The 26,012-nt window shown below is 44.9% G+C and carries 16 protein-coding genes; 9 read left to right on the top strand and 7 right to left on the bottom strand.

The annotated features are described in order from the left end of the window. Positions 1–10: 10 nt before the first annotated feature. On the bottom strand, positions 11–1,543 hold the full coding sequence (locus FHS86_RS08645) for a TonB family protein (protein ID WP_429412605.1): 1,533 nt from the start codon (positions 1,541–1,543) through the stop codon (positions 11–13). Positions 1,544–1,592: 49 nt separating this feature from the next. Further along, positions 1,593–1,976 carry a BlaI/MecI/CopY family transcriptional regulator gene (locus FHS86_RS08640; RefSeq protein ID WP_429412604.1) on the bottom strand — a complete coding sequence of 128 codons (384 nt, stop codon included), beginning with the start codon at positions 1,974–1,976 and terminating at the stop codon, positions 1,593–1,595. 245 nt (positions 1,977–2,221) lie between these two features. Between FHS86_RS08640 and FHS86_RS08635 the strand changes: the two genes are divergently transcribed. After that, positions 2,222–3,019 (top strand): hypothetical protein, encoded by a 798-nt coding sequence (locus tag FHS86_RS08635; RefSeq protein WP_429412603.1) that lies wholly within the window; start codon positions 2,222–2,224, stop codon positions 3,017–3,019. Here the strand turns inward: FHS86_RS08635 and FHS86_RS08630 are convergent. Genes FHS86_RS08630 through FHS86_RS08610 form a run of 5 tightly spaced genes read right to left on the bottom strand, consistent with a single transcriptional unit; the run spans position 3,016 to position 7,301 of the window. Continuing rightward, complete coding sequence (locus FHS86_RS08630; protein WP_429412602.1) at positions 3,016–3,807, bottom strand: amidohydrolase; 792 nt, start codon at positions 3,805–3,807, stop codon at positions 3,016–3,018. The genes FHS86_RS08635 and FHS86_RS08630 overlap by 4 nt on opposite strands. Then, positions 3,791–4,468, bottom strand: coding sequence for a B3/B4 domain-containing protein (locus FHS86_RS08625; RefSeq protein ID WP_429412601.1), 678 nt, complete (start codon positions 4,466–4,468; stop codon positions 3,791–3,793). The genes FHS86_RS08630 and FHS86_RS08625 overlap by 17 nt, the downstream gene beginning before the upstream one ends. Position 4,469: 1 nt before the next feature. After that, a complete protein-coding gene (locus FHS86_RS08620) occupies positions 4,470–6,251 on the bottom strand; it encodes an aminopeptidase P family protein (protein WP_429412600.1) in 1,782 nt (593 codons plus the stop codon). Beyond that, entirely contained in the window at positions 6,241–6,771 is a 531-nt protein-coding gene (locus FHS86_RS08615; protein WP_429412599.1) for an NUDIX hydrolase, read from the bottom strand. The genes FHS86_RS08620 and FHS86_RS08615 overlap by 11 nt, the downstream gene beginning before the upstream one ends. Further along, positions 6,768–7,301, bottom strand: a complete 534-nt coding sequence (locus tag FHS86_RS08610; RefSeq protein WP_429412598.1) for a hypothetical protein — start codon at positions 7,299–7,301, stop codon at positions 6,768–6,770. Before FHS86_RS08610 ends, FHS86_RS08615 begins: the two co-directional genes overlap by 4 nt. Before the next feature lie 192 nt (positions 7,302–7,493). Between FHS86_RS08610 and FHS86_RS08605 the strand changes: the two genes are divergently transcribed. The 8 genes from FHS86_RS08605 (at position 7,494) to FHS86_RS08570 (ending at position 25,982) form a co-directional block, all read left to right on the top strand. Next, complete coding sequence (locus FHS86_RS08605; RefSeq protein WP_429412597.1) at positions 7,494–9,272, top strand: chloride channel protein; 1,779 nt, start codon at positions 7,494–7,496, stop codon at positions 9,270–9,272. A 154-nt stretch (positions 9,273–9,426) separates the two neighbouring features. Further along, positions 9,427–11,553 (top strand): S46 family peptidase, encoded by a 2,127-nt coding sequence (locus tag FHS86_RS08600; protein WP_429412596.1) that lies wholly within the window; start codon positions 9,427–9,429, stop codon positions 11,551–11,553. Positions 11,554–11,594: 41 nt separating this feature from the next. Further along, positions 11,595–12,041: a GNAT family N-acetyltransferase gene (locus tag FHS86_RS08595; RefSeq protein ID WP_429412595.1), complete on the top strand. Its 447-nt coding sequence runs from the start codon at positions 11,595–11,597 to the stop codon at positions 12,039–12,041. Between the two features lie 169 nt (positions 12,042–12,210). After that, on the top strand, positions 12,211–16,200 hold the full coding sequence (locus tag FHS86_RS08590; RefSeq protein ID WP_429412594.1) for a hybrid sensor histidine kinase/response regulator: 3,990 nt from the start codon (positions 12,211–12,213) through the stop codon (positions 16,198–16,200). A 291-nt stretch (positions 16,201–16,491) separates the two neighbouring features. Continuing rightward, positions 16,492–19,362 carry a TonB-dependent receptor gene (locus tag FHS86_RS08585; RefSeq protein ID WP_429412593.1) on the top strand — a complete coding sequence of 957 codons (2,871 nt, stop codon included), beginning with the start codon at positions 16,492–16,494 and terminating at the stop codon, positions 19,360–19,362. A gap of 33 nt (positions 19,363–19,395) precedes the next feature. Continuing rightward, complete coding sequence (locus FHS86_RS08580) at positions 19,396–20,988, top strand: hypothetical protein (RefSeq protein ID WP_429412592.1); 1,593 nt, start codon at positions 19,396–19,398, stop codon at positions 20,986–20,988. A gap of 109 nt (positions 20,989–21,097) precedes the next feature. Further along, positions 21,098–23,488 (top strand): hypothetical protein, encoded by a 2,391-nt coding sequence (locus FHS86_RS08575; RefSeq protein WP_429412591.1) that lies wholly within the window; start codon positions 21,098–21,100, stop codon positions 23,486–23,488. Positions 23,489–23,513: 25 nt separating this feature from the next. Next, on the top strand, positions 23,514–25,982 hold the full coding sequence (locus FHS86_RS08570; protein ID WP_429412590.1) for a glycoside hydrolase family 2 TIM barrel-domain containing protein: 2,469 nt from the start codon (positions 23,514–23,516) through the stop codon (positions 25,980–25,982). Positions 25,983–26,012 lie beyond the last annotated feature (30 nt).

Raw genomic sequence — 26,012 nt, 5'->3', positions numbered from 1 at the left:
CATTTCTAATTTATTGTAGCTGAAAGTTGATAGGCACTGTGTAGGCAACTTTCACCGCTTCGCCGTTCATCTTTCCGGGTATCCATTTGGGCAATGAGCTAACCACCCTCAATGCTTCATTATCGAGCGAACTGTCGACACCACGAACAACAATTACATCTTCAACACTGCCATCCTTCGCCACTACAAACGAAACATATACCCTGCCCGAAATTCCCTGTTTGGCTGCTTCGACAGGATAAGCCACATTTTTGGCAATGAATTTTCTGAGTTCCAATTCACCCCCGGGGAATTCTGGCATTTCATCTACAATGATGTGCACTTCGTCGTTACTGTAAGTCACATTTTTTCCATAGGCTACCACCACCACCTCGTCGGCTTCGTTTACAACGCGGGTAAGTGCCTCCACATTAAGCGTTTCCGACAATTTGTTTTGTCGCTCATCCTTCATATCAAAAACAAGGGCCGTAACCTTGGTGTGCACTTTCCCTTCAATTTCGGGGAATAGTTTAATGGCTTCGGGTGTTTCTACTTTGATAATTTTCATAGAGGCAACACCCAGTTCATCCAGCTCATTTTCGGCCAGAACACGTCCCATGTAAACATAGCTTGAAGCCTGTTCGACCTGCTCATTAAAAGCATCGTTTTGCTCACAGGCGAACATCAGGGTAAATAAAAGGGCCACAATAACACCGGTAGTGTAACGTAACCATCCAAAGCGTTGTTTTTTATTTTTTGTAATCATTTTAAATCGTTTTTGTACTGTTTTAACATTAAAAAAATTGCTGGTAATAAACGGTCGCCCGCCAATAACCTGGCTCAATAACAGCTTTTTATACTGCGCTCCCGAAATACTTCCGCGAGCCAAAACACCTGTATCGGCCAGAAATTCATGGTTTTCGCGAACCCAACGGCGCAAAAGCCAGTAAAAGGGGTTGAACCATTGAAAGATCATCATCAGATCGATGAACAACACATCGAAGCTGTGACCTTGTTTCACGTGTTCCAGTTCGTGATACACCATCGACTTCCAATGTTCTTCACTGACCAGATTTTTTGAAATAAAAACATAGTTAAAGAAGGAATAGGGAGAGATATCGCGGGAAGCGACCACCAGTTTCGCTTTTTTAAGCTGAAAAATACGGTTTTTACTCACGATTTTCCAAAGTTGAAAGAAACCCAGAGAGATAACAAACAGCGCAATAAAAGCACCCATTACATAAACGAGAAGCGAAAAATCGACCGAAAGCAGCAGATAGCTAATTTTGGCTGGAAATCCGGAAGCATAAACGGTAACGCTTTCGAGTAGGTTACTGCCCTGTACTCCCCCGCTGATTTCGTTAAGCGCCGGGCTTGCTGCCCTGTTGAACAGGTTGATTCTGATTGTTACAAACGGAAGCAAGGTTGAAAACAACAAGGCAAACAAAAGGTAAAAACGCGTGGCTTTAAACCGGGTTTCGTGCCTTAAAACAAACCAGTAAATCAGGGTAAAAATGCCTAAACTTAAACCGGCTTCGATGATATAGTTAATGAATACCTTCATCTGTTTTGTATATTAATTCAACCTTTGACAGCTGCTGTTTACACTGGTTTTATGGCTTCTGATCGTTTTCATTCTCAAGATCCTTTTTAACTTCATCCATCAGTTCTTCAATTTCGCGCACCGACATTTTGTCTTCGCGGGCGAAAAAAGAAACCATTTCGCTGAACGAATTCTCAAAATAGGAACCAATGAAGTTTTTCATAAACGATCGCGTATAGGCCCTTTTTGAAACCAGTGGATAGTAAAGATGGGTTTTGCCATAGGCTTTGTGATCGACAAAACCTTTTTTTTCGAGGATCCTGACGATGGTCGACACGGTATTGTATGCCGGTTTTGGTTCAGGCATCTTTGCAATGATGTCGTTAACCACTGCTTCATCCAGTTTCCACAAGATCTGCATGATCTGCTCTTCGGCTTTTGTAAGTTCCTTCATAGTGTATATTTCAAACAGTGATCAAGATATAACTGTTTTGTTAGTTATCAAACTAAATATTTAGTTATTTGCTGGAAAAAAAATCATGGTGGATTCCTTTTTTCAATTAATCGATTCATTTTTGTTTTCTTTTAAGTTGGATGTGATCACAAAACAAAGCTACAACTAAATGTTTAGTTTGTCAACTAATTGTTTAGTTTTTATTCTTTGCTGCTTAATGCTTACTTTAGCAAAAAAACAGAAAAATGAAGCAATTGATCGGATGGTTGGTACTTACGGTTTTGTTGGTGATGGCTGGATGTGAAGAGCAAATCAGCTCGTCCGATCCTGATTATCCCACAATTATAAACGAACCGGCAAGCCGGGAAAAGTCTACTTTGCTCGATCAGCTGGATCAGACTCCCTTTCGCGATTGTACAGCCATCGACAACTTTGGATTCCCTTTTTTAATTCTTAATAATGAAGGCTGTATTGATGTCGAACAAGAGGCAAAGCTAAGTATCGACACCATGAAAATGATGATTGCCGATGCCTTGCATTATCATGGTACGCTGTTCAATATTTTAAGCGACAGTACCATCGACATTAAGCAGATAACGAGTCTAAAAGGTGAAAGTTATGAAGAATTCCTGGCTGACTTTCCCGACTCGGCACCACCGGCCTGGCTTATTACAAGCGAGGCACAAAAGTACGAAGGGCTCGAAGTACGTGGAACAGAGCTGCGCTTTTTGTTATCACCCGACGGGGTTACAGGCATTCAGGGGCATTGGTACTACCCCATCCTCATTCCTTCGGTCGATAATTTTTCAATAGAACAGGCACAAAATCACCTATACAATCAGAAGTTCACTTATAACAGAACGGAGCTGATTCCCAATGCTGAAATGACCTGGAAGGATTTCCACAAAATTATTGTTCCGGTTAAATTTTCGCGAACCATCGAATTAAGGGTTTGCTGGGCCATTTATGTTGAAAGTTGGGAACTTGTGGTCGATACCCAAACAGGCGAAGTGTTGTCGGCCATCAATATCGATGCGCTTTAATGCTCAAGTGTAAAACGATCGGCATCTTTCAAAGTATCAAATTTCTTTCTGAATGCTTCACAGGCCTTTTTATCGATTTCACATTCAATCAATCCGGGCTGTAATGAACTTTGCAGCACCTCGCCCTTAAAATCGACCACCATCGACTGCCCCAGGTGAGCAATGTTATTCCCGTCGGCACCAATACGGTTAACCCCTGCAACATAGCACTGATTTTCGATGGCACGGGCCTTTAGCAGGGTTTGCCACACCCTGTCGCGGGCTGCAGGCCAGTTGGCGACATTCAGCAACAGGTCGTAAGCCATGGTATTCCGGCTCCAAACCGGGAAACGCAAATCGTAGCATATTTGAGGAAAAATCTTCCAACCTTTGTACTCAATGAGTACCTGTCGCTTTCCCGGATGATAATGCAGTGCTTCGTCGCCCATACTAAACAAGTGCCTTTTATCGTAGTGAATACAATTTCCTTCAGGATCAACCCAAAGCAGGCGGTTAAAATACTGACCATTTTCAGCAATAAAAAGACTTCCACAAACAGCCATTTTATTGCGGCTTGCAAATTGTTTCATCCAGGTGACGGCTTTTCCCTCCATCGTTTCGGCCACCTTTTCAGGTTTCATCGAAAAGCCGCTTGAAAATGATTCGGGCAACAAAACGACATCGACCGACGGGTTAACGGTTTCGAGCAGGCGGTCGAGTTCCGTAAGATTAGCCTGAATATCTTCCCAAAGTGGATCAAACTGAACCATCAACAGCTTTAGTACATTTTTTTCAACTCGATCGTCCATAGCCGATTGTTTTAACATTTGTAACACTTGCCGATGCATGTTGTTCAAGCAGCCGGCAACACGTTTCGCCGGCACTTTTAAGCAGTTGATGTGCGCCAAATCCAAAATAAATCACCAGAATCCGGCTGGTTTTTAACTGAATTCCGGTGCGCACCGAATCGCTGGTAGGCGATCCGAATGCACCGATGTCATCGCGCAGCACCGGCAAATTTTCAATATTCAGCACTCCTCGGCCCAGTGCCTCGTAAGGCTCATCCTTCTTCCCGATGCCCAGCACGATGTCTCCTTCAATCAAGGCTGCATCGTAGGCACCAATTGAGAAACCCGAAGTGAGTGAGGCCAGATTGATACAGTCGACCACATTGCTGATCTGATACAGCTGATTTCCCTTAACTACCCTGCGTTGAAGGGCTTCGGCCGATAGTCGGTAACGTGCCGGATCCTTCCCCAGTCGTTTGTAAGCTTTTCGTGAGGAAGCAATGGCCGGATGCTGACTAACCTTTTCGATTACAACATCCTGCTGCATTACGCTCTCGGCCTCACGAATGGCCTGAAGTAATTCGTCACCCGATGCGCTGGCAACTACTTCTGCCTCGAAAGTATACAACTGCATTTCGGGCCATTGCGCCTTAAATATTGGATCGAATCCGATATTCAACATATTAAATGGCTTGTGTTAATCGCTTCAGCAACTTAAATTCTTCTGAATTGGTAAAGGGGCTTAACGAGGACAATACATCCTGATGGTATTGATTGAGCCATTTGATTTCATCATCGCTGAGTAAACGTTTATCAACCAATCGCGTATCGATGGGATAACGGGTCAGGGTTTCAAAACGCATGAAACTTCCAAATTCATTTTCTTCATCTTCTACGACCAGAATCAGATTTTCGGTTCTGATACCATATTTTCCTTCGCGGTACATGCCGGGTTCGTTCGAGAAGATATTACCGGGCTGTAATGGAATGCTGTTCAAATCGGGTCGTATGCTACCAGGGCCTTCGTGTACGTTCATAAAGGCGCCTACTCCGTGCCCTGTACCATGACCGTAATTGAGTTTTTCGTTCCAAAGCGCTTCCCGTGCCAATACATCGAGGTGACAACCTATGGTACCTTTGGGAAACCTGATTTTGCTTAGTTTGATCATCCCCTTAAGCACCAGCGTAAAATCGCGTTTCATTTCGTTACTCACCGCTCCCAGTGCGATGGTTCGTGTGATATCGGTGGTACCAAACTGATACTGCCCGCCTGAATCGAACAAAAGAATTCCTTCGGGTTCAAGTACGTTGGCTGTTTCGGAGCTCACCCTGAAATGCACAATGGCGCCATGGTCGCGGTAGCCCACAATCGGGAAAAAGCTGGTGCCCACGTAGCCGAAACGCTTGGCCCTAAATTCGGCCAGTTGAAGTGCTACGTCGTATTCTGTTACTTTCGAGTTAAGCAATGCTTCTTCGAGCCACAGCTGAAAATCGAGTAAAGCCAGCCCGTCGGTAACATGGGCCTTTTTCATGCCTTCGATTTCGGCCTTGATTTTAACTGATTTCAGCAACTGGGGAATCGAAAGCTGCTCGATGAGCTGATTTTTTTCGGCCAGAATGCGACCGGCCTCATAATTGGTTCGTGCAGGATCGACCAACACCTTTTTCCCTTTAATTTGTCGCAAATGATCGTAAAAGAGGGCGTAGTCAAACACGTCGACTCCGTCGTTCTTCAATTCTTTCCAATCGTCGGCTGAAAATTTACTGCCATCGACAAACAATTTTGTCAGTCCTTTTCCAATAATGGCAAAGGCCAGTACAACCGGGTTGCATTCCACATCGGCACCGCGAATATTGAAAGTCCAGCCAAGGTCGTCGAGGGCAGTCAATACAGTAATTTCGGCACCTGCCTGCTGCAGTTTTTCGTTGATTTCTGTAATTTTCTCCCTGCGTGTTTTGCCAGCCCATTCAAGGGGGTGCATAAAGGCTTTGGCATCGGAAAGTGCCGGACGATCGGTCCATGCTTTTTCGGGCAGGTCGATTGCCGATTCAATTTTAATACCCAGCGCTGCCCATTTTTTCTCAAAGCTTTTTACTTCTGCGAGCGGATAACAGCTGCCATCAAAACCTACGGTTTCTCCTTCGTTGAGTTCGCTTGCCAGCCAGTCTTCAAGGCTGATTGCATCGGGTACGCGGGCTTTCATCATTACAAAACCGGTGCCATCGAGCTGCTGACCAGCCTGCAGATAATAACGCGAATCGGTCCACAATGCTGCCTTATCAGCCGTAATGGCCAACCAGCCAAACGAGCCGGTGAAGTTGGATATCCATGCCCGGGTTTGCCAGCGTTCGGGAACATATTCACTCATATGGGGATCGGAACCATTGATGAGGTAAGCGTTTAAACCTTCCTCTTTCATCAATTTCCTTAGTTGCTGTAAACGTTCTTGAATTTTACTGTTCATTTCGAATCTTTTTAATGATATTTCTTACTGACCTGAATGGCAGCTCTTCAATTACAAGCTTGCTGGGATGAATAAAACAGACTTCCATAATATCATCCTGACTTTTTGCCTGCACATTCTGATCGATTTTGCATTTAAAAACCAAATCGACTGTATTGACAATGGTACCTGAAAAGAGGTACTCGTTGGCAAAACTGCCATAATAAGTAATTTCGGAAGGCACCAGATCGAGTTCTTCCTTTACCTCGCGCAACAGCGCTTCTTCGGCATTTTCGCCCGGATCGATAAAGCCGCCGGGCAAATCGAGTTGACCGTAAGCTGGTTCAATTGCCCTGCGAGCCATTAACAGTTCGCCCCTGGAATTAAAAATGAGGGCGGTAACTGCTGCCGACGAATTTAAGAAAAAATGAAAACCGCAGGCATGACATTTGAAAGCCTGGTTCTCTTCATCAAAATCGCCCCGGCTGGCACAGCGCGGACAATACTTGTAGTGGTTGACAGGTGAAGCAGGCTTATTCATTCTTTTTTCTGACCTTTAAAATGATCCTCTTTTTCGGCAAACAACACATTGAAGGTAGTCAGACTACCATAAGCCCTGGTAATGTATTGCTGCATCTGAATCTTTTCTTCTTCGCTGAGCGAAGGATGGCTGTTGATATTCTGTTCGAGTACCCTCAGGCGATCACGAACCATTACTATTTTATGAAAGAAGGTCTCGATTGGAACTTCTTTCGACTGCAGGTCGGGATTGGCCGGTTTCATGATCATCATCCCCTTTTTCCAGCGATCGGCAATTTTTACAGCATACGTTATGCCCTGGTATTTATCAAGCACAAAGGTTAAGGCTTCCTCTATTTCGGACAACGACAAACCAGTACGCTCAACATTCTCGGGCTGTTCAAGTATTTTTAATTCAGGATTGTATTTGGTCAACTCAATTTTCCCACCTCTTTCGAAGAATATTTCATAAATGGTGAGATGTGACTTACTGATCATTCCCTCACCATAAGCAGGGTGTGAAACCCTTGTTCCCGGAGCTAAATCTTCCATAGTAAAAGTTTTATAATTGACTCCGAAAAATAGGGATTTAATTCAGAACTATCAATCAATATGGATACAATGAAGCAGGGGAAATTCAAATGATACGGCATCTTATTTACAACCAGTCTAAAACATTGACTCCAAGTAAATTTTTCATTTTTTGAAGGAAAAACAAGCAAAAATTCTTCTACTTTTGCGACCATGAGTGGGATGGTTAATAATTGGTTCAGGAAATTTAACATCTGGAGAATCAGGAATATTTCTGAACGCACCTTTATATTGTTTTTAAGCTTAATTGTTGGATTGATTAGCGGTCTGGCTGCTGTTTTGTTAAAAAACCTGATCCATTTTTCCATTGAACTGCTTGAGGAGAAATTTCTTTCTGTTGGCGATTATTATTATCTGCTCTTTCCGCTGGTTGGTATTATCCTGACAATTCTTTTTGTAAAATACATTGTGAAAGACAACATCAGTCATGGGGTTACCCGGGTTTTGTATGCCATTTCGAAGCGAAATAGCCAAATCAGGACGCACAATACCTGGACATCGATGCTGGCCAGTACCATTACCATCAGCTTTGGCGGATCTGTTGGAGCCGAGGCACCGGTTGTACTTACCGGATCGGCCATTGGTTCAAATCTGGCACGCTTATTCAAACTAAATTACAGGCAAATTACCCTGATGGTGGGCTGTGGTGCGGCTGGCGCCATTGCCGGTATTTTCAAGGCTCCGCTGACTGGTTTGTTGTTTACCCTCGAAGTGTTGATGCTCGACCTGACCATGGCCTCGCTGATTCCACTGATGATCTCGGCTGTAAGCGCCACAGTGGTTGCTTATTTTTTTATGGGTGACAGTGTTTTGCTCACTTTTAACCTCGATCAGACCTTTACAGTAGAAAATATTGGTTATTATATTATTCTGGGCATCTTTTGTGGTTTTGTTTCGGTTTACTTTACCCGCATGACCCTCTACATTGAACAGTTGTATCAGAGCATAAAAAAACCACTGCTGAAAATCATGATGGGCGTATCGATATTAACACTATTGATTTTTTTGTTCCCGGCGGTTTGGGGTGAAGGCTACAACTACATCAGCACCATACTGCATGGCGAAGGAGGAAAAATATTTAATAACAGCCTGTTTAACGCGGTTGAGCCCGACAGCATCTGGTTTCTGGTTTTGCTCTTTGCGATTCTGATATTCAAGGTAATTGCCATGGCTTCGACCAATGGCGCGGGTGGTGTTGGTGGAATTTTTGCCCCCACCCTGCTGGTTGGAAGTTTTGCAGGCTACTTTCTGGTGCACACACTGAATCAAGTCCTCTCCATCGATCTTCCTGAAAGTAATTTTGCCCTGGCCGGCATGTCGGGAGTGATGGCCGGGGTAATGCATGCCCCCATGACGGCCATCTTTCTGATTGCCGAAGTCACCGGTGGCTACAACCTTTTCTTGCCCCTGATAACCACGGCAACCATTTCGTACATCACCATTATGATTTTTGAGCCGCACTCAATTTATACCAAACGACTGGCTCAGCGCGGAGAGCTGCTCACCCATCACAAGGATAAAAATGTGCTGATCATGCTCAATACCGAAAAACTGATCGAAACAGGCTTTATCGAATTGAAGGAAGATTACACGCTCAGAGATTTTGTTAAAAGGGTGCCCGAATCGAAACGCAATATTTTTCCGGTTACCGACGACGAAAACAAACTGGTTGGCATCGTATTGATGGAGTCGGTTCGTCCCATCATCTTCAACCGCGAAATGTACGATAATACCATGATTACCGAATTTATGACGGCACCACCTGCCATTGTTGAAATGAATGAAAACATGGATTCGGTGATGAAGAAATTCAACAAGACCAAGGCCTGGAACCTTCCGGTAACCGAAAATGGCCAGTACAAGGGCTTTTTGTCAAAATCGAAAATTTTTAATGAATACCGCGATATTTTGATTCACTTTTCCGACGACTAACATGCAGAAACAAAAGGCCTAAGTTGGATGCTGCTGCTTACTTTTCCTGCGCTTTCCGCTTGAATACGGGCCGTTTTGCAGTCGTACATGATATTTCTTCTTTCTTTCCCTGTCGAAAGTTTTATTTTTGGGCATAAATTCAATTATCATCGTTATGATCAGAACACTTCTTTTGACCTTTCTCTTAGCATTCACAATCATCGCAAGTACTTTTGCCCGCGAAGGCATGTGGATTCCGCTCCTGCTCGACCGAAACATCGACGAAATGCATCAAATGGGCTTTCAGCTTTCGACCGACGATATTTACAATGTGAATCAGGCAAGCATGAAGGACGCCATCGTGCTTTTTGGGAGTGGTTGTACCGGTGAACTGATTTCGCCCGACGGGCTCATGATTACCAACCATCATTGCGGATACCGGCAAATTCAATCACACAGTTCATTGGACAACGACTACCTGACCAATGGCTTTTGGGCTATGAGCCGTGAAGAAGAATTGCCTAACGAGGGACTGAAAGTCACCTTTCTGGTTGAAATGCGCGACGTGACCGATCTTGTACTGGGCGATAGTAATCAGGCAGCCAATGAACAGTTGAAGAAGGAAAAAAGAGATAAAAATATTGAACAGCTCATTAGCGAAGCCACCGAAGGTACGCACTACAAAGCAAGTGTCAAGCCTTTCTATTCAGGCAACCAGTACTTCCTGTTCATCACCGAAACCTTTACCGATGTGCGTCTGGTAGGTGCTCCACCGTCGGCCATTGGGAAGTTTGGCGGCGATACCGACAACTGGATGTGGCCACGTCATACCGGCGACTTTTCGATGTTTCGCATTTATGCCGATGCCAACAATCAACCGGCTGATTATTCCCCCGACAATGTTCCATATCAACCAAAAAAATACTTTTCCATCAACATCTCCGGCGTCGAAAAAGATGATTTCACCATGGTGTTCGGTTATCCCGGAACAACACAACAATACCTGCATTCACAAGCGGTTGAACAAATTCTCGAACAACGAAATCCCGACCGCATTGCCATTCGCGATATCAAACTCGCCATTATGGGTCAGGCCATGGAAGCCGACAGGGGAACGCGTATTCAGTATGCAGCCAAATATGCATCGACCAGCAATGCATGGAAAAAATGGAGCGGTGAAAGCAAAGGCCTCCTGCGTCTGGATGCTATTGAAGTAAAAAAGAAGGAAGAAGCTGACTTTGCCCGCTGGGCTCAGGCCAATGAGGAGCGACAGGAACGTTTTGGCAGCGTGTTGGACACTTTTGAATTACTTTACGAGCAACTGGCACCCTATCAGAAAGCAAAAGATTATTACGATGAAGCCGTACTCAGGGGAACTGATGTTTACCAGCTTTTCCGTCGTTTCAACCAAATAAAGGAGACTTATGATGTCGAAAGTGAACTTGCCTGGCTCAACAAGCATTTCAAGGATTACAATTCACAGGTCGATCAGCTGGTATTTACTGCACTAATGAGCAAGTACCACAACGATTTGAAGGGCGATCTGGTTCCGGCTGAACTAAAGCAAATTTTTAACAGTAAAAAGCCCGGTAAAGCGCTGAACAAGCTGTATGCAAAATCAATATTAGCCGATCGTGAAAGCCTGCTGGCACTCATTGAAGCTGGTGATAGTGAAAAATTACAAAAGAAGATCAAAAAAGATCCATTGTTTGGGCTGTTTGCAGGCATGTCGAAATATTACAGAGAAGAAATTTCGCGTCCCTTTTATGCTGTTCAGGACCAGATTGACAAGAATCAAACCCGCTATCTCGAAGCCCTTTTACAGAAAAACAGCGGACAAATGATGTTTCCTGACGCGAACCTGACCATGCGCGTCACCTATGGAAAGGTGGAAGGCTATGACCCCTTCGACGGAGTAGAATACAAGCACTACACCACCCTCGAAGGAATCATTGAAAAGGACAATCCTGAGATTTACGATTATGATGTTCCCGACCGCTTAAAGGAATTATTCAGAAGCAGGGATTATGGTCAGTATGCCAACAGCACAGGCGAATTACCCGTTTGCTTTGTAGCGTCGAATCACACCACTGGCGGCAACTCGGGCAGTCCGGTGATCGATGCCAACGGCCATCTCATTGGCATCAATTTCGATCGCTGCTGGGAAGGCACCATGAGCGATATTATGTTTGACCCTGCGAAGTGCCGAAACATTGCGCTCGACATGCGCTACCTGCTCTTTCTGGTCGATAAGTTTGCCGGAGCTTCTTATTTACTTGATGAAATGACCATCATAAGATAAAGACATCAAAAGTTAGCTTTTACAATCGAATACATTTTATCATGCAAGTGATCATCAAATCCTTTTCGGAGCTCAGCAATGCCGAAATATACGAAATATTGAAACTTCGAAGTGAGATATTTGTAGTGGAACAGCAATGTATTTACAACGATCTGGATGATCTCGACCAGGAAGCGCTTCACTTGTATTGCAGCGAGAATGGCGACATCATCGCCTACGTACGTTTGTTAAAACCCGGCACGCGTTTCCCTGTTGCATCCATCGGGCGGGTGCTAACAAAAATGAACCATCGTCGAAAGGGACTGTCGACCCTGTTAATGCAAAAAGGAATTGCCTTCCTCCAAAATGAATGGTCGGCAGCAACGATCAAAATAAGTGCCCAGAAATACTTGCGGAAATTTTATGAAGACCTTGGTTTTAAAGTAGTAAGCAAAGCGTATCTCGAAGATGGCATTCCGCATTATGAGATGGAATTGGGAGCAAGGTGATTGCTTACTAACAGTAAACTGAAATTATATTTCTAACTTAATTTTTTTTACTTTGTGAGCAATAAGCGTTGCATCTATGCCAGAGCAGAATTCCATAGACCTATTGAGACATGGTAAGCGTATAATCATACTGATCATACTATCATTGTGCTTGCAATGCCTGGTGGCTATGGCACAAATAAATGACCAGTATTTCAACTTTAATCATTTTACCAACAACGATGGCTTGTCATCCAACCGTATTAACTGCATTTACGAAGACGAAGATGGTTTTATGTGGCTGGGAACCGACGACGGCCTGAACCTGTACAACGGGGTTGAAACCATTATATTCAAACAACAAATCGACGATTCGACCAGTCTTTTTAACAACGATGTGCAAAGCATCGTAAGCGATCCGGCTACAGGAAACCTGTGGATTGGCACCCGCCGCGGTGTGGCTTTCTTCGATAAAGCGACCTATCGCTTTAAGCAAATGTTTGCCTCAAGGCCGCTACCCATTAATTATACCGTTTACGACCTTAAATTTGATTCACAACAGCAACTGTGGATCGCGACCTCGTCCGGACTGTTTTGTTACAACACTGCTTCCGGCCAATTAAGCAGAATGACCCACCAGGCGGATGACCGAAATTCACTGGTCTCGGGTGTTGTTGCTCATATACACGTTGATGAAAAATATGGAATTGTTGCCAGCACCCGTGAAGGAATCGACCTGATTGATCCGGAAACATTATCGCTAAGGCATATTTTTACTGCCGATTCGCTAAGGGATGTAACGGGTGTTTATAAGGATTCACAGGGAAAGTACTGGATTTGCACCGACTACATGGGCTTATATGAAGCATCGTTCGAACAGGAACAAATAAAAAGTTTCACTTCCCGGCATCAGCAAATGAGCAGCTCAGACAGGATACATAAAATACTGGAAGACAAGGACAAGAATTTGTTTTTTCTGGCACGTGACAAAGGTCTTTATTTTTACAATAAGCGAACGGGAAAACTGACTTTTCTGGAACCCGACATGTACGATCCACACAGTTTAAGCAGCAAAGCCATCATTTCGGGTACACACAGTTCATCGGGAATAATTTGGCTGGGTACTTTCAACAAGGGCATTAACTTTCTCGATTACAACCGCAAACCCTTTTATCACTTCAAGGTAAATTACCGACCCGATGGCCTGGTAAGCAATAACATCCGCTGTTTTTTTCAGGACAGTGCCGGAGAGATTTGGATAGGAACCAAGGAGGGAGGAGGTCTTAGCCGTTTTAATCCCGCGCAGAACCGCTTCGAAAATTATGTTAGCGATGAGCGTCGCAACTCAATAAGTTCTGACTACATCTTCTCTATCAACGAACTCAATGAAAACACGCTGATGATTGGTACTTTCGGACAGGGAATCGACTTGTTCGATAAGCAAACAAAAACATTCAGAAACATTAAAGTTCAGCTTAATGGTGAAACGAAACCTGAATACAACCGGATCTATTCCATTTTCAGGGAGTCATCCGGTCAATTTTGGGTGTCGGTCCTGAACGAAGTTTTTCTTTTCGACCACAACAATTTCAGCTTTAAACTGGTCGATGGGGTTCAATCGGTGAAATGCTTTGCTCAGCAACAAGACAACTCAGCCCTTTGGATGGGGACCAAGTTCAATGGTCTGGTACGATACAGCGATGGGAAAAGACAATGGTTTAACTTAGGAAGTGAAAAAGCAGCACTCACCAGCAACAACATCACCGCCCTTCGTTTCGATGAGCACGACCAGTTATGGATTGGCACCACCGAAGGCCTCAACCTGCTGAATGTTTCAGATCTGACGACGCGTTCGTGGTCAGAGTTGGATGGATTGGCAAGCAATCGTATCAGTGCCATTGAGCTCGATGACAATGGACGCCTGTGGATTAGCACATCCAACGGGCTTTCGATGTTTGATCCCCGCGATGAAAGCTTCAAAAACTATTATGTGGAAGATGGCTTGCAGGGCAATCAGTTCGAGGTATATGTATCGCTGAAAGCCGAAAATGGGCAACTCTATTTTGGCGGCAGCAACGGGTTCAACCTATTCGACCCCCAACGAATCAAAGACAATCCCAACATTCCACAAATTCACTTTACTGGTTTCAAAGTAGCCAACAAATCGGTACCTGTTGGAGGCGAACAAGCGCCACTGAGCCAACACATCGACCGAACCGGCCAAATCGAACTAAAATACAATCAGGCTGATTTTACTTTCGAATTTGTAGCTTTAAATTACACCTCCCCTGGCAGCAACAATTACCGTTACAAGCTCCATGGCTACGACGATGACTGGATCGAAGCCGGAAATAACCGAATAGCCACCTATACCAATATCAGTCCGGGCGACTATACCTTCAGGGTCGAAGCATCGAATAACGACGACATATGGAACAATGAAGGACGTTCGATCAAACTTTCGATCAGTCCTCCTCCATGGAAAACAAAATGGGCTTATATTTTCTACCTGGTCTTTATTGGCTTCCTGGTTATGGGACTTTATTTCTTCATTGTAAAGCGAATTGAACAGGAAAGCCTGCTGGAACTTGAACGGAGGGAACGGGAAAAGTCGGAACAGCTGAATCAAATGAAGCTGCGCTTTTTTACCAACATCTCACACGAATTCAGAACACCGCTCACACTCATTGCCTCCCCGCTGGCCAAACTGATCAGCCAGACTGAAACCAACACAGCACAACGGCAGTATTTGTATACTACCATGCAAAAAAATGTGAAGCGTTTGCTGCGGCTGGTAAAGCAGTTGATGGATTTCAGAAAACTGGAAAGCCAGCAGTTTAACATGAGCATTAAACAGGGCAATCTTCGCCTGTTTATTCAGGAAATTGTGGATGGCTTCAGAGAATATGCCGACGAAAAATCGATTGCCATTAATTTTCATTATTCCAATAAAATTTTCACACAGCAATGGTTCGATCAAAACATCATCGACAGTGTCATTTTCAACCTCTTGTCGAATGCCATAAAATTCTCGCCCCGTAATTCAAATATCGAAGTGGAACTGGAAGAAGAGGAAGAAGGACAGGCAAGCATCAGGGTGATTGATCATGGCGTGGGAATTGAAAAGGACAAAATCACCAGGGTTTTTGAACGTTTTTACAGCGACAACCAGGGCTTTGATGATTATTCGGGTACCGGGGTTGGACTGGCCTTCTCACAGAGCCTGATAAAAATGCACGGCGGAAACATCGATGTTAAAAGTGAACCCGGCGTTGAAACGGTTTTCACCGTGACCGTGCCAGTCAGTAAAAAAGCTTTCAACCCTGAGTTGATAAACGAATACAACATCCCCGACCGAACGACCAGCGGACAAAGCAAAAGAACAAATACTGTACAGCTTCCGGTTGAAACGACAAGCGGTGAAAAGCAGGCTGCCACCACCCTCCTGCTGGTTGAAGACAACATCGAACTGCGCAAATTTTTAAAAAACCATTTTTCGGCCTACCACATTCTGGAAGCAGGAGATGGCCGGGAGGCACTGGAGCTTACCAGACAATCGATGCCCGACCTGATCATTTCGGATGTGATGATGCCCAACATGGATGGTGTTTCGTTTTGCAAAGCAGTGAAGTCAAATTACATCACCAGTCATATTCCGCTTGTGCTGTTAACTGCCAAAACTGCCGTAGAGCACAAAATTGAAGGAATTGAAAATGGTGCTGATGCCTACATCGAAAAACCCTTCGATATCAATTTCCTCGAGGTACAAATCCAAAGTCTGATAAAACAACGAAAACAGCTGCGAAAGCGTTTTGCCAATCAATTTGAAACCCTGCCTGCCGATGTGGTCGAAAACCAAATGGATAAGCAGTTTTTCGAAAAAGCAGAAAGAATAGTGCACGAAAACATTGGGAATACAGATTTTACGGTCGAAGACATGGGGGCTGCCCTGGGCATGAGTCGTAGTCAGTTGTTCCGCAAATTCAAAGCACTTACCGACAATACCCCGAGCGATTACATCAGGGCCGAACGTTTGAAACTGGCAAAAAGAATGCTTCGCGAAGGACAGTACAATGTGAACGAAGTAAGCTTGAAAGCCGGTTTCAACAGTACTTCACATTTCATTTCTACCTTTAAAAAATACACCGGAACCACTCCCAAAGAATTCAGTAATCGATAAGCTGAACACGTGATATTGCCCTTTGGTGCAACGAAAACGGTATTCTGCAACCAATTTAACATCTCTTGCAACTTCTTCTAAATTCTTTGCAACCTGTGTGCTATCATGCAGCGCCTTGTTGCAACTAAATTCGTCTTCGAAATCTAATCACAATTCATGTTGAATAGTATCAAAAAAAAGAAGAATAGAAAAAAAGTATTACCCGAAATGCTAGTAGGTTTCTTGCTCTTGCTGACAATCATCGTAATACTTTTTGCGGTTTTAGCCTGACATAATAAAAACCAAAAACGAATGATGAAACTTAGAATGAAACTTATCAGTCTTCCACTTTTACTTCTCATGCTCACCATTGCAGGTTTTGCGCAGGGGAATGGCTCTGTTTATGGTGTGGTAAGCGATAAAACAAGTGGTGAACCCTTACCCGGTGCTACCGTTTTTATCGAAGGAATGTCAACCGGAACAGTAAGCAATGTTGATGGTGCCTTTCGTTTAATGAATGTTTCGGCTGGCTCGTACACCTTCATTGTTTCCTTCATCGGATACAAAAGTGAAAAAGTAGAAAAAACAATCGTTGCAGGTGAAGCAGCCGAAATGAATGTTGCCCTTTCTGTCGATGCCGTTGGTCTTGAAGAAGTCGTTATTTCGGCACAAATGATGGGACAACGCGCCGCCATCAACCAGCAGCTGAACTCCGATGCACTGACCAATGTGGTTTCGGCCGATAAAATCAGGGAACTGCCTGACGTAAATGCCGCCGAAGCCATTGGCCGTCTGCCCGGGGTGAGCGTACAACGCAGTGGTGGCGAAGCATCCAAAGTGGTAGTACGGGGTTTAAGTCCTGAACTCACCTCAGTAACCATTAACGGCGTTAAACTGCCTGCAACGGGTTCGGGCGACCGCTCGGTCGATTTGAGCATGATCTCACCCGAATTGCTGTCCAACATCGAGCTCTTTAAATCGCCTACAGCCGATATGGATGGTGATTTTATTGGTGGCGTTGTGAACCTGGGGGTTACCAAAGCTCCCGATATTCCGGTAAGCGAAATCAGGCTTTACGGTGGTTACAATAATCTGAAGAACGAATTTGGCAACTACAAAGGCTCTCTCAATACCAGCCGTCGCTATTTCGACAACAAACTGGGACTGATGTTAAAAGCCAACTATGAAAAAACCAACAGGAGTTCTGAACGGATCAACGTTTCGTGGAATAAAAACAACATCGACGAAGGAAAAATACTGGTCTCGAACATGACCATCACCGATGAAAACAAACGAATTCAACGCTTTGGCGGCAGTGCGCAGGTCGATTACCAGTACGGCAGTGGTTATGTAATGGGGCAGGCACTTTACAGTGGCCGCTACACCGATAAGTATTTGTCGGTAAACCGTCTTGAAAATGCCGGACGCATATTTCACCAGCCAACTCACAACAACGGAACGCTTGCCACCTTTCAGACCTTGCTTTCGGGAAAACAACGTTTTGCAGGCATCGAAGCCGAATGGCGTTTGTCGCGCAGCAGAACCACCAACAGGAAACCATACGACGTTTCACTCGACATTGTTCAATACAATGGTGTTGAGGCATCCGAAATGGAAACCAATCCCGAAGCATTAAACAACAAACGCAACAGCAATTATGCCGATGCCCAGCTCGAAAAATACTACTTCTCACCTTCGTGGAATGAACACGAAAACCTGCAGGCTGCACTCGATTTTAAATACGATTTCTCCCTGGGGAATAAAATTTCCGGCTTCCTGAAATTCGGAGGCAAACTGACCACCGACGATCGTATTTACGACCACAATCACCAGCAGGTTTACTGGTACTACATGGATCAGGCCTACATTAACCAGGCCGTTGCCAACTGGCCGCATGAAATGTACATGACACAAAACAACAAAATCAGCTTGTATAATTTTGTGAATCAAAACGAAGGCCTAAGTATCTGGAACGACAGCTACAGTATTTATCCCCAATTCGATTTTAATAAGGTAGATGAATGGCAAAGTACCCAGAACAGTGAACTCGATCCGGTATACAATGAAGAATATTTGAAATATGCGGCCTACGAAAAGGTGATGGCCGGATATGTAATGAGCAAAGTGAACATTGGTAAAATCATCACCTTAATCCCGGGACTTCGTTACGAGCATTCAGATAACAACTACTCGGGCTTTTATTCCGACATCGATATTCACGGAGAAACAGGAAAAGTGAGCGATACCACATCGACACAAAATTACGGAGAACTGTTGCCCAGCATTCATTTAAAAGTGAAACCTACGGGGTGGATCGACATACGTGCTTCGGCAGCGCGCACTTTGGCTCGTCCGGGCTACCAAATGGTCGCACCTCGTGTTCGGCTCGACCTGAACGATGCAGTGGTTTATCAGAGCAATACAGAGCTGGAACACACAACTGCCTGGAACTACGACCTGAATTTTTCATTTTTCAGCAACAAGTTAGGCCTGCTTACCCTTGGCGGTTTTTATAAAGAATTCGACAACTATTTTACCAAAACCTCGCGCCGCATGGGTTCCGACGAAGCCGAAGAACGGGGCTATCCCAAACAGGTATACGATGTAGAAGAAGATTACATGAATTTCGACAATTCGCGGGTTTATGGTCTGGAATTCGACTTACAAACCAATTTCAGCTACTTGCCGGCACCCTTCAACGGAATTGTATTGAACATAAATGCGACCCGCTTATGGTCCGAAACGTATTCATTTACTTATCAACCATATGAATACTACGATCGTTCATTGCGTCGCATGATTTTTCTTCCCGATTCATCATTCTACGAAAGCAATGCCACCTCCCTGCCCAACCAGGTCGATTGGATTACCAATGTCTCGCTCGGATACGATCTGAATGGTTTTTCAATCCGTCTGTCAGCCATCTATCAGGCAGCCTATCTGACCGGGTTCAGTAGCAGGGGGACATCCGAAACCACCGAATATTTCTATTCCTATGTCGACGACCACCTGCGTTTCGATGCCAGCATCTCTCAAAAAATAGGAAAGAAACTGATGCTTATGGCCAACCTTTCAAACATTACAGCCGAAAGCGAACGCCGCTACACCTGGAAACCACAGTATGTAACTTCTGAAAACCGATATGGCAGAACCTTCGATATCGGATTGAGATATAAATTCTAACAACTAATAAACAACAACTTAAACAGCATTAAAATGAAAAAAATTTACTCACTTAGTTCCTTCCTGCTGCTGATCCTTTTTACGCTTTCAGCCTGGTCACAGGAAACTCGAATTGTAAAAGTAGACGGATGGGATCCGGCCTCTGGTGACGATCCGGTACAATATGAGAATGCGCTTTATTATGCCATTGTTGGCGATACTACCGAGCGAAAAACAAATCCCAATGTGATCTTCGAACTAAAGCGCAATCAGATCTATTTTATGGGGAAACAGATCCAGAACTACGACTATCACCTGCACATTCGTGGCGAGGAAGGCGAAGGTTTGCTCCCTGAAATTGTAGGTTCTGTGAAGGCCGATGGAACTTATGGACTTGATATCATTGTGGCCTATAACGATTTGACCCTCGAAAATGTGGCCATTAACGGTCACCTGCCCGATGGCGGATACCAGCATTGGAACGTTGAATTAAGGGGAAATGGCTCAACCGCACGATATAAAAATGTAAGCTGGGATGGCGATCGTGCCGCTGCCATTTGTGCACGGGCCGATTCCTTAAAGATTTTTGTCGAAAACTGCACCATGGGCAACATTGGCTACCGTACTGCTTTTGGTGGAAATGGCCGCTTAATTGACATGCGCCCCGAAGCACTCTTCCTCGACACCCTGGTGATAAAAAACACCACGACCTACAACCTCACCGACCGGATCATTCGTAACATGAATACCCAGGTGAATTACCTGTACATCGATCACCTGACAGCAGTCAACACCGTGGGACGCCACGGTGGAATCCAGTTGGGAGACTGCAAAAATGCCACCATAAAAAATTCAGTTTTCGCCAACGTAATTATGCTTGGACACAACGAATTTCATACTTCGGAACAAACACAACCCGAAAACCCGCCCAAATTTGCTGTGATCACACTCGATACAATTTACGCCGACGGCAGTTATGTAATCGAGAACAACAACATTTACTGGGATGAATCGGTAAAAAGCGTTTGGGGTCAGATTGACTCGGTTAGCCAGCCCGACTTTGTTAATCCGCTGCTAAAAGAGGCCGTTGATGCTGAAAAAGTGAACGACATGTACTTCTCCGAAAATTTATCGTTCACCACCATGTGTAACCCGCACATTTCGTACATCGCACTATATTATGCCGACCCAAATGCCGGTACTTATCCCGACAGCTGGTGTGTTGGTGGTGAAGGTGGATATTTCCCCGATGAAATTGATCTTTCCTATTCAACATCGGCACAGTCGTATACTGCAGCAAGCGGTGGATTGCCTGTTGGCAACCTGAACTATTTCCCCGATGTATCAACTTCAAATTTAAATCACACACTGTCGGATTTAAAGGTGAAAGCATTTCCCAATCCCTTTAAAGATCATGTAAATATCAGTTATTCCATAAGAGAAAAAGGCGCAGTAAAAATTGCTCTTTTCGACAGGAATGGCCGGAAAATAAAGGAGCTGATCAATCAACAGCTGTCCGAAGGAAACTATGCCGTTAACTGGGATGGAACCGATGCCAATGGAAAGCAGGTGAATGATCGTATCCTGATTTATCGCATCGAAGCACCATCGTATGTAAAAAGTGGAAAATTGTTCAGGATTCAATAAAAGTAAAAGAAAGAAGATCAGGGCAGACAAAAGAACGAGCTGGAAGAAACAGATGTTGATAAAACAGCTGCCCTGATTTTCATTTTCATTTTCATTCTAATTAATTAACATGAAGCGAATTCTACTTTACATTTCATTTTTTTTCATGATTTGCCATGTGCCTGATGCAAGTGCACAGAACCAGTGGTCGACCGATTATGTCTATTTCGGGAAAGGAGGGAAATTATGCTACACAGCCGATGAACTGGGAAATGTAATCCCCGATTTCAGCCATGTTGGCTACCGCTTTGGCGATGAAAACATTCCTGATGTTCCGGTGGTGCTCGAAGTTTCTCCGCTTGACGGAGATGACGGCGCAAGCATACAGGCGGCCATCGAAGCAATGTACAATATTGAACCCGATGCCAGTGGTTTCAGGGGGGCTGTTCTGCTTAAAAAAGGCGAATACCAGATCGAAGGCCAGCTGAAAATCGAAAAAAGCGGCATTGTTTTAAGAGGCGAAGGCAAGCATGAAAATGGGACCATATTGTGGGCCACAGGTACCAACCAACGCTCCCTGCTCGTTGTCGGTAACAACACTTCTTTACAAATTGATAAAAACACGGGGGTTGATGTTATCGAAAATTATGTCCCTGTGGGACGTCAATATCTGCTGGTCGAAAATGCCTCGGCCTACAAAGCTGGTGACCTGATCGCCATATACCGCCCCGGAACCAATGCATGGATTTCGGCCATTAAAATGAATCAACTAAGCGAAGGAAGCGCCGGTGATCCAACCCAACAATGGACCGCCGCGGCTTACGACCTTTATTTTGAACGACAACTCACCAGGGTGCATGGCGACACCCTCTTTTTCAGAAATCCTGTTGTAATGGCTCTTGATAAAAATTTCGGTGGCGGCCAGGTTTTTAGGGCCTCATTCGATCGACTGGAAAACATTGGTATCGAAAATATGGTCTTTAAATCGGAACATACTTCCGAAACCGATGAAGCACATGCCTGGACAGCCGTTGAGATGAACGAAGTTCAAAACGGATGGGCCAGAAACCTGCAATCATGGTACTTTGCCTATGCCAGTGTATCGCTTAAGCGCGATGCAAAAATGATCAGTGTGATCGATTGTGCATCCTACGAACCAAAATCGATTGTAAGCGGAGGTCGTCGTTACTCCTTCTATTGCGAAGGTCAGCTGAACCTCTTTAAGGGTTGCGAAGCCACCGAAGGCAGGCACGATTACATCAGCGGATCTAAAGTTTGCGGGCCCAATGTATTTACACAAAGCAAAGCTCGCAACGCTCATAACGATATAGGCCCCCATCATCGCTGGGCCATGGGAATTTTATTCGATCAGATTGACACCGACAATGAAATCAATGTGCAGGATCGCGACGACATGGGGAGCGGTCATGGCTGGGCCGGTGCCAACATGGTTTTCTGGAACTGCAAGGGAAGCGGTTCGGTATGCCAAAGCCCGTGGGCCTCGGCTAAAAACTATAACTTTGGTTTTATCGGCCGTAAACTGAATGGCTACCGCAGTAACCGTCCCGACGGTGTTTGGCTTGGCAACAATAGACCAGGCCTGTTCCCTGCCTCACTCTATGAAACACAATTGGATCAGCGCCTCAATGGAAGCACTGTTTTTTCTGCTTACTCAGCATTGGAGCAGCTCAACGATTCTGTTTTTCTGATGCAATTCAATCTGCCACTTGATCTGGCAACCGTAGTTGAAGGCAACTTTCAAATAGGCGGTACTGCTGGCATCGAGGACCACGAATACAGCGTAGAACTGTATAATGAATATACGGTGAAACTGATCTTCCCCGCTTTGGGACTGCTTCCATCCCTGTCCGTCATTTCAATTAATGCCAACAATGTACTTTCTGAAAGCGGACTTTCAATCAACGGATTAAACAGCAGTGATTTTTTAGTTCCTGACGAGCGTCCGGTGGTTGAAGGTGCAGAGCTTAGCACCAACAACGAAGCCGGTAGTTTTGCTGCTGCAAAAAGCTCGAAAGAGGGCTTTATTTATCTGATCTTAATGGGCGAACCGGTTGATGCCGTCGATGATTTTGAACAGGCAGTAAACAACGCCAGAGCTGCCAAAGCCGAAGTAAGCCGTGTTGGCGTTTCGGTCCCCATTTATACCAGAGGACTCCGCGGTGGTGTTTATCGCTATTATGCCATCGACACCGACGGACGCATTTCTGCTCCATCCAATCATGTGGTGATCATCAATGAAACCGGACCGGTCACATCAGTGAAACATAAAGAAATGCTTGAAATGAATTGGTTTGTCCAAAATGGCCAGCTAAACATTCAACCAGCCAATGACAACGAAAACTACCATATGGCTGTGTACGACACCAGCGGAAAGAAAATTATTCAATACAGAAATCTAAGAGGACGCTTTCAAGCCTGGCTGCCCCATCCTACTTCGGGCCCCTTCATCCTGCGCATTATTGCAACAGGTGGCGTGCTGACCGATCAATTCATCTACTAACAACCAGACAGAAAACAGGTAAAAAATGCAAAACAAAAGAACTTACATTATCAGCCTTTTAGTAGTGCTATTGCTGGCAATCAGCGGGAATCTGAATGCGCAGCGTAAGGCCCAACGACTGACCCGGAATTGGGAATATGTGAAGGGTGATCTTGGCGGACCCTATGAAGCATTGCGTACCGGTAGGGAAGCCTTGCTACCGGTTTGGGAAGCTGTTGAAATGCCCCACAGTTTTAACCGTTTTGACGCAGTTGATTTTCATCAGCCCTATTATCAGGGGCCGGGCTGGTACCGCACCCATTTAAGCATTGATCAGGTTGAAGAAGGCCGACGTTTGCTGCTGCACTTCGAAGGTGCCGGACAGAAAACAAAGGCATTTATCGGCATGCAGTTCGTTGGTGAACATGTGGGCGGCTACGATGAGTTTGTATTCGATATCACCGATGCTGTTGGTCACTATCAGCAAAATCCCATCGAGGGCATCGAAGCAGGAAAAGTACCGCTCATTGTGCGTTGCGACAACAGCCGCGATCTTGAATTGATCCCGTCCGACTTAAGCGATTTTAATCTCTATGGCGGCTTGTACCGCTATGTCAATTTGTTAAGCGTACCTGCCGTATCCTTCAATCAGATACATGTGGATGCCCAACCGGCGAAAGGCTACAAAAAAGCCACTGTAAGCATTACACCACAACTGTACAATCCTTTTAATTTTGAAGGAAAATTCATTGTAAATTATACCATTCTTGATCCTGACGGTAAAACAGTCGCAAGTCTCAAGGCCGAAGGAAACCGTACCGATGCCCTCCAGTCCTCCGTTGAAATCAAAAAACCCAGGCTTTGGTCGGTAGAAACACCCCAATTGTACACGCTGCATGCAAGCCTTGAATCGGAGAATGGAACCGACGAATTTACAGAGAAGTTTGGCATCCGCGATTTTGAATTTGTAGCACACGGGCCATTCCAACTCAATGGCGAAAACCTTTTCCTGCGCGGAACGCATCGTCACGAGGACCATGCCGGATACGCCGCAGCAATGCCCGAAGATCTTATCGTCGAAGAAATGCAGCTGATGAAAGCCATGGGGGTCAATTTTATTCGGCTGGGCCACTATCAGCAATCACGCATCGTACTCGATGCCTGCGATAGTCTGGGCATTTTGGTGTGGGAAGAAATTCCCTGGTGTCGTGGTGGTTTGGGAGGTGAAAATTACAAACAACAGGCACGCCGGATGCTCACCAACATGATTAATCAGCATTACAATCATCCATCGGTCATTATTTGGGGACTGGGAAATGAAAACGACTGGCCCGGCGATTTCCCCGAATTTGATAAAGAAAAAATAAGAACTTTCATGAGCGAGCTGAACGATTTATCGCATTCGCTCGATCCTGTGCGCAAAACAGCCATTCGCCGCTGCGACTTCTGTGCCGACATCATCGATGTGTATTCGCCGTCGGTTTGGGCCGGCTGGTACCGTGGCAAGTACACCGAATACACTGAGGTATCCAAAGAATGGAACGAAAAGGTAGATCATTTTCTGCATGTCGAATGGGGTGCCAGCAACCACGCCATGCGGCATTCCGAAGATCCCGACAAAGGGCTTGAAGCCATTTCGACCGGCGATGGAACCGACGAGCGCGACGGAGATTTTCTACTGTCGGGAGGAGAAGCACGTGTTTCAAAAGATGGTGATTGGTCAGAAACCTATGCCTGCAACCTCATTGACTGGCACCTGAAAGAACAGGAAAAAATGCACGATTGGCACGTGGGTACTGCCTACTGGCCCTTTAAAGATTTCTCAACACCGTTGCGTCCCGAAAACCCTGTTCCTTATGTGAATCAAAAAGGAGTGGTACAACGCGATTTCACCAAAAAAGAAGCGTTTTATGTCTTCCAATCTTACTGGACCGATGAACCCATGGCCCATATTTACGGGCATACCTGGCCGGTGCGCTGGGGCGCTGCCAATGAGTCGAAAATGGTAAAAGTGTATTCCAATTGTGAGGAGGCCGAACTATTTCTTAATGGCCGGTCACTGGGCGTCAGAAACCGTAACAGCCAGAATTTTCCGGCCGCCGGTTTGCGATGGATCGTTCAATTCAACGAAGGAGAAAACCATTTGAAAGTAATTGCGACCAAAAATGGAGTGCAGGTAAGTGATGAAATTAGCCAGATCTATCAAACTACAGAATGGAAAGAACCAGCCGTTTTAAAAATAGAAGAACGCAAACGCATAGGCAATATCGTTGAGATCGAAGCTAAAATTTATGACGAAAACAATGTATTCTGCCCCGATGCAAAGAATCGAATTGAATTTTCACTGTCGGGCGATGGTGAATTACTTGACCAACTTGGCACACACAACGGATCGAATGTAATTCAACTATACAACGGACGTGCCCTGATCAGGGTAAAAATGTACGGAGGCAAAGCGATAGTGGCTGCTACCTCCAATCATATTAAAACAGGTTTTATTACCATCGAAAACTAGCCTGTTATGTACTTAACTTTTAAAACAGAT

This window comes from Roseimarinus sediminis, assembly GCF_050433125.1.
GTDB classification, from domain to species: Bacteria; Bacteroidota; Bacteroidia; order Bacteroidales; family Prolixibacteraceae; genus Roseimarinus; species Roseimarinus sediminis.
The sequence above is the reverse complement of the archived record's forward strand: the minus strand, read 5'-3'. Positions and strand labels throughout refer to the sequence as shown.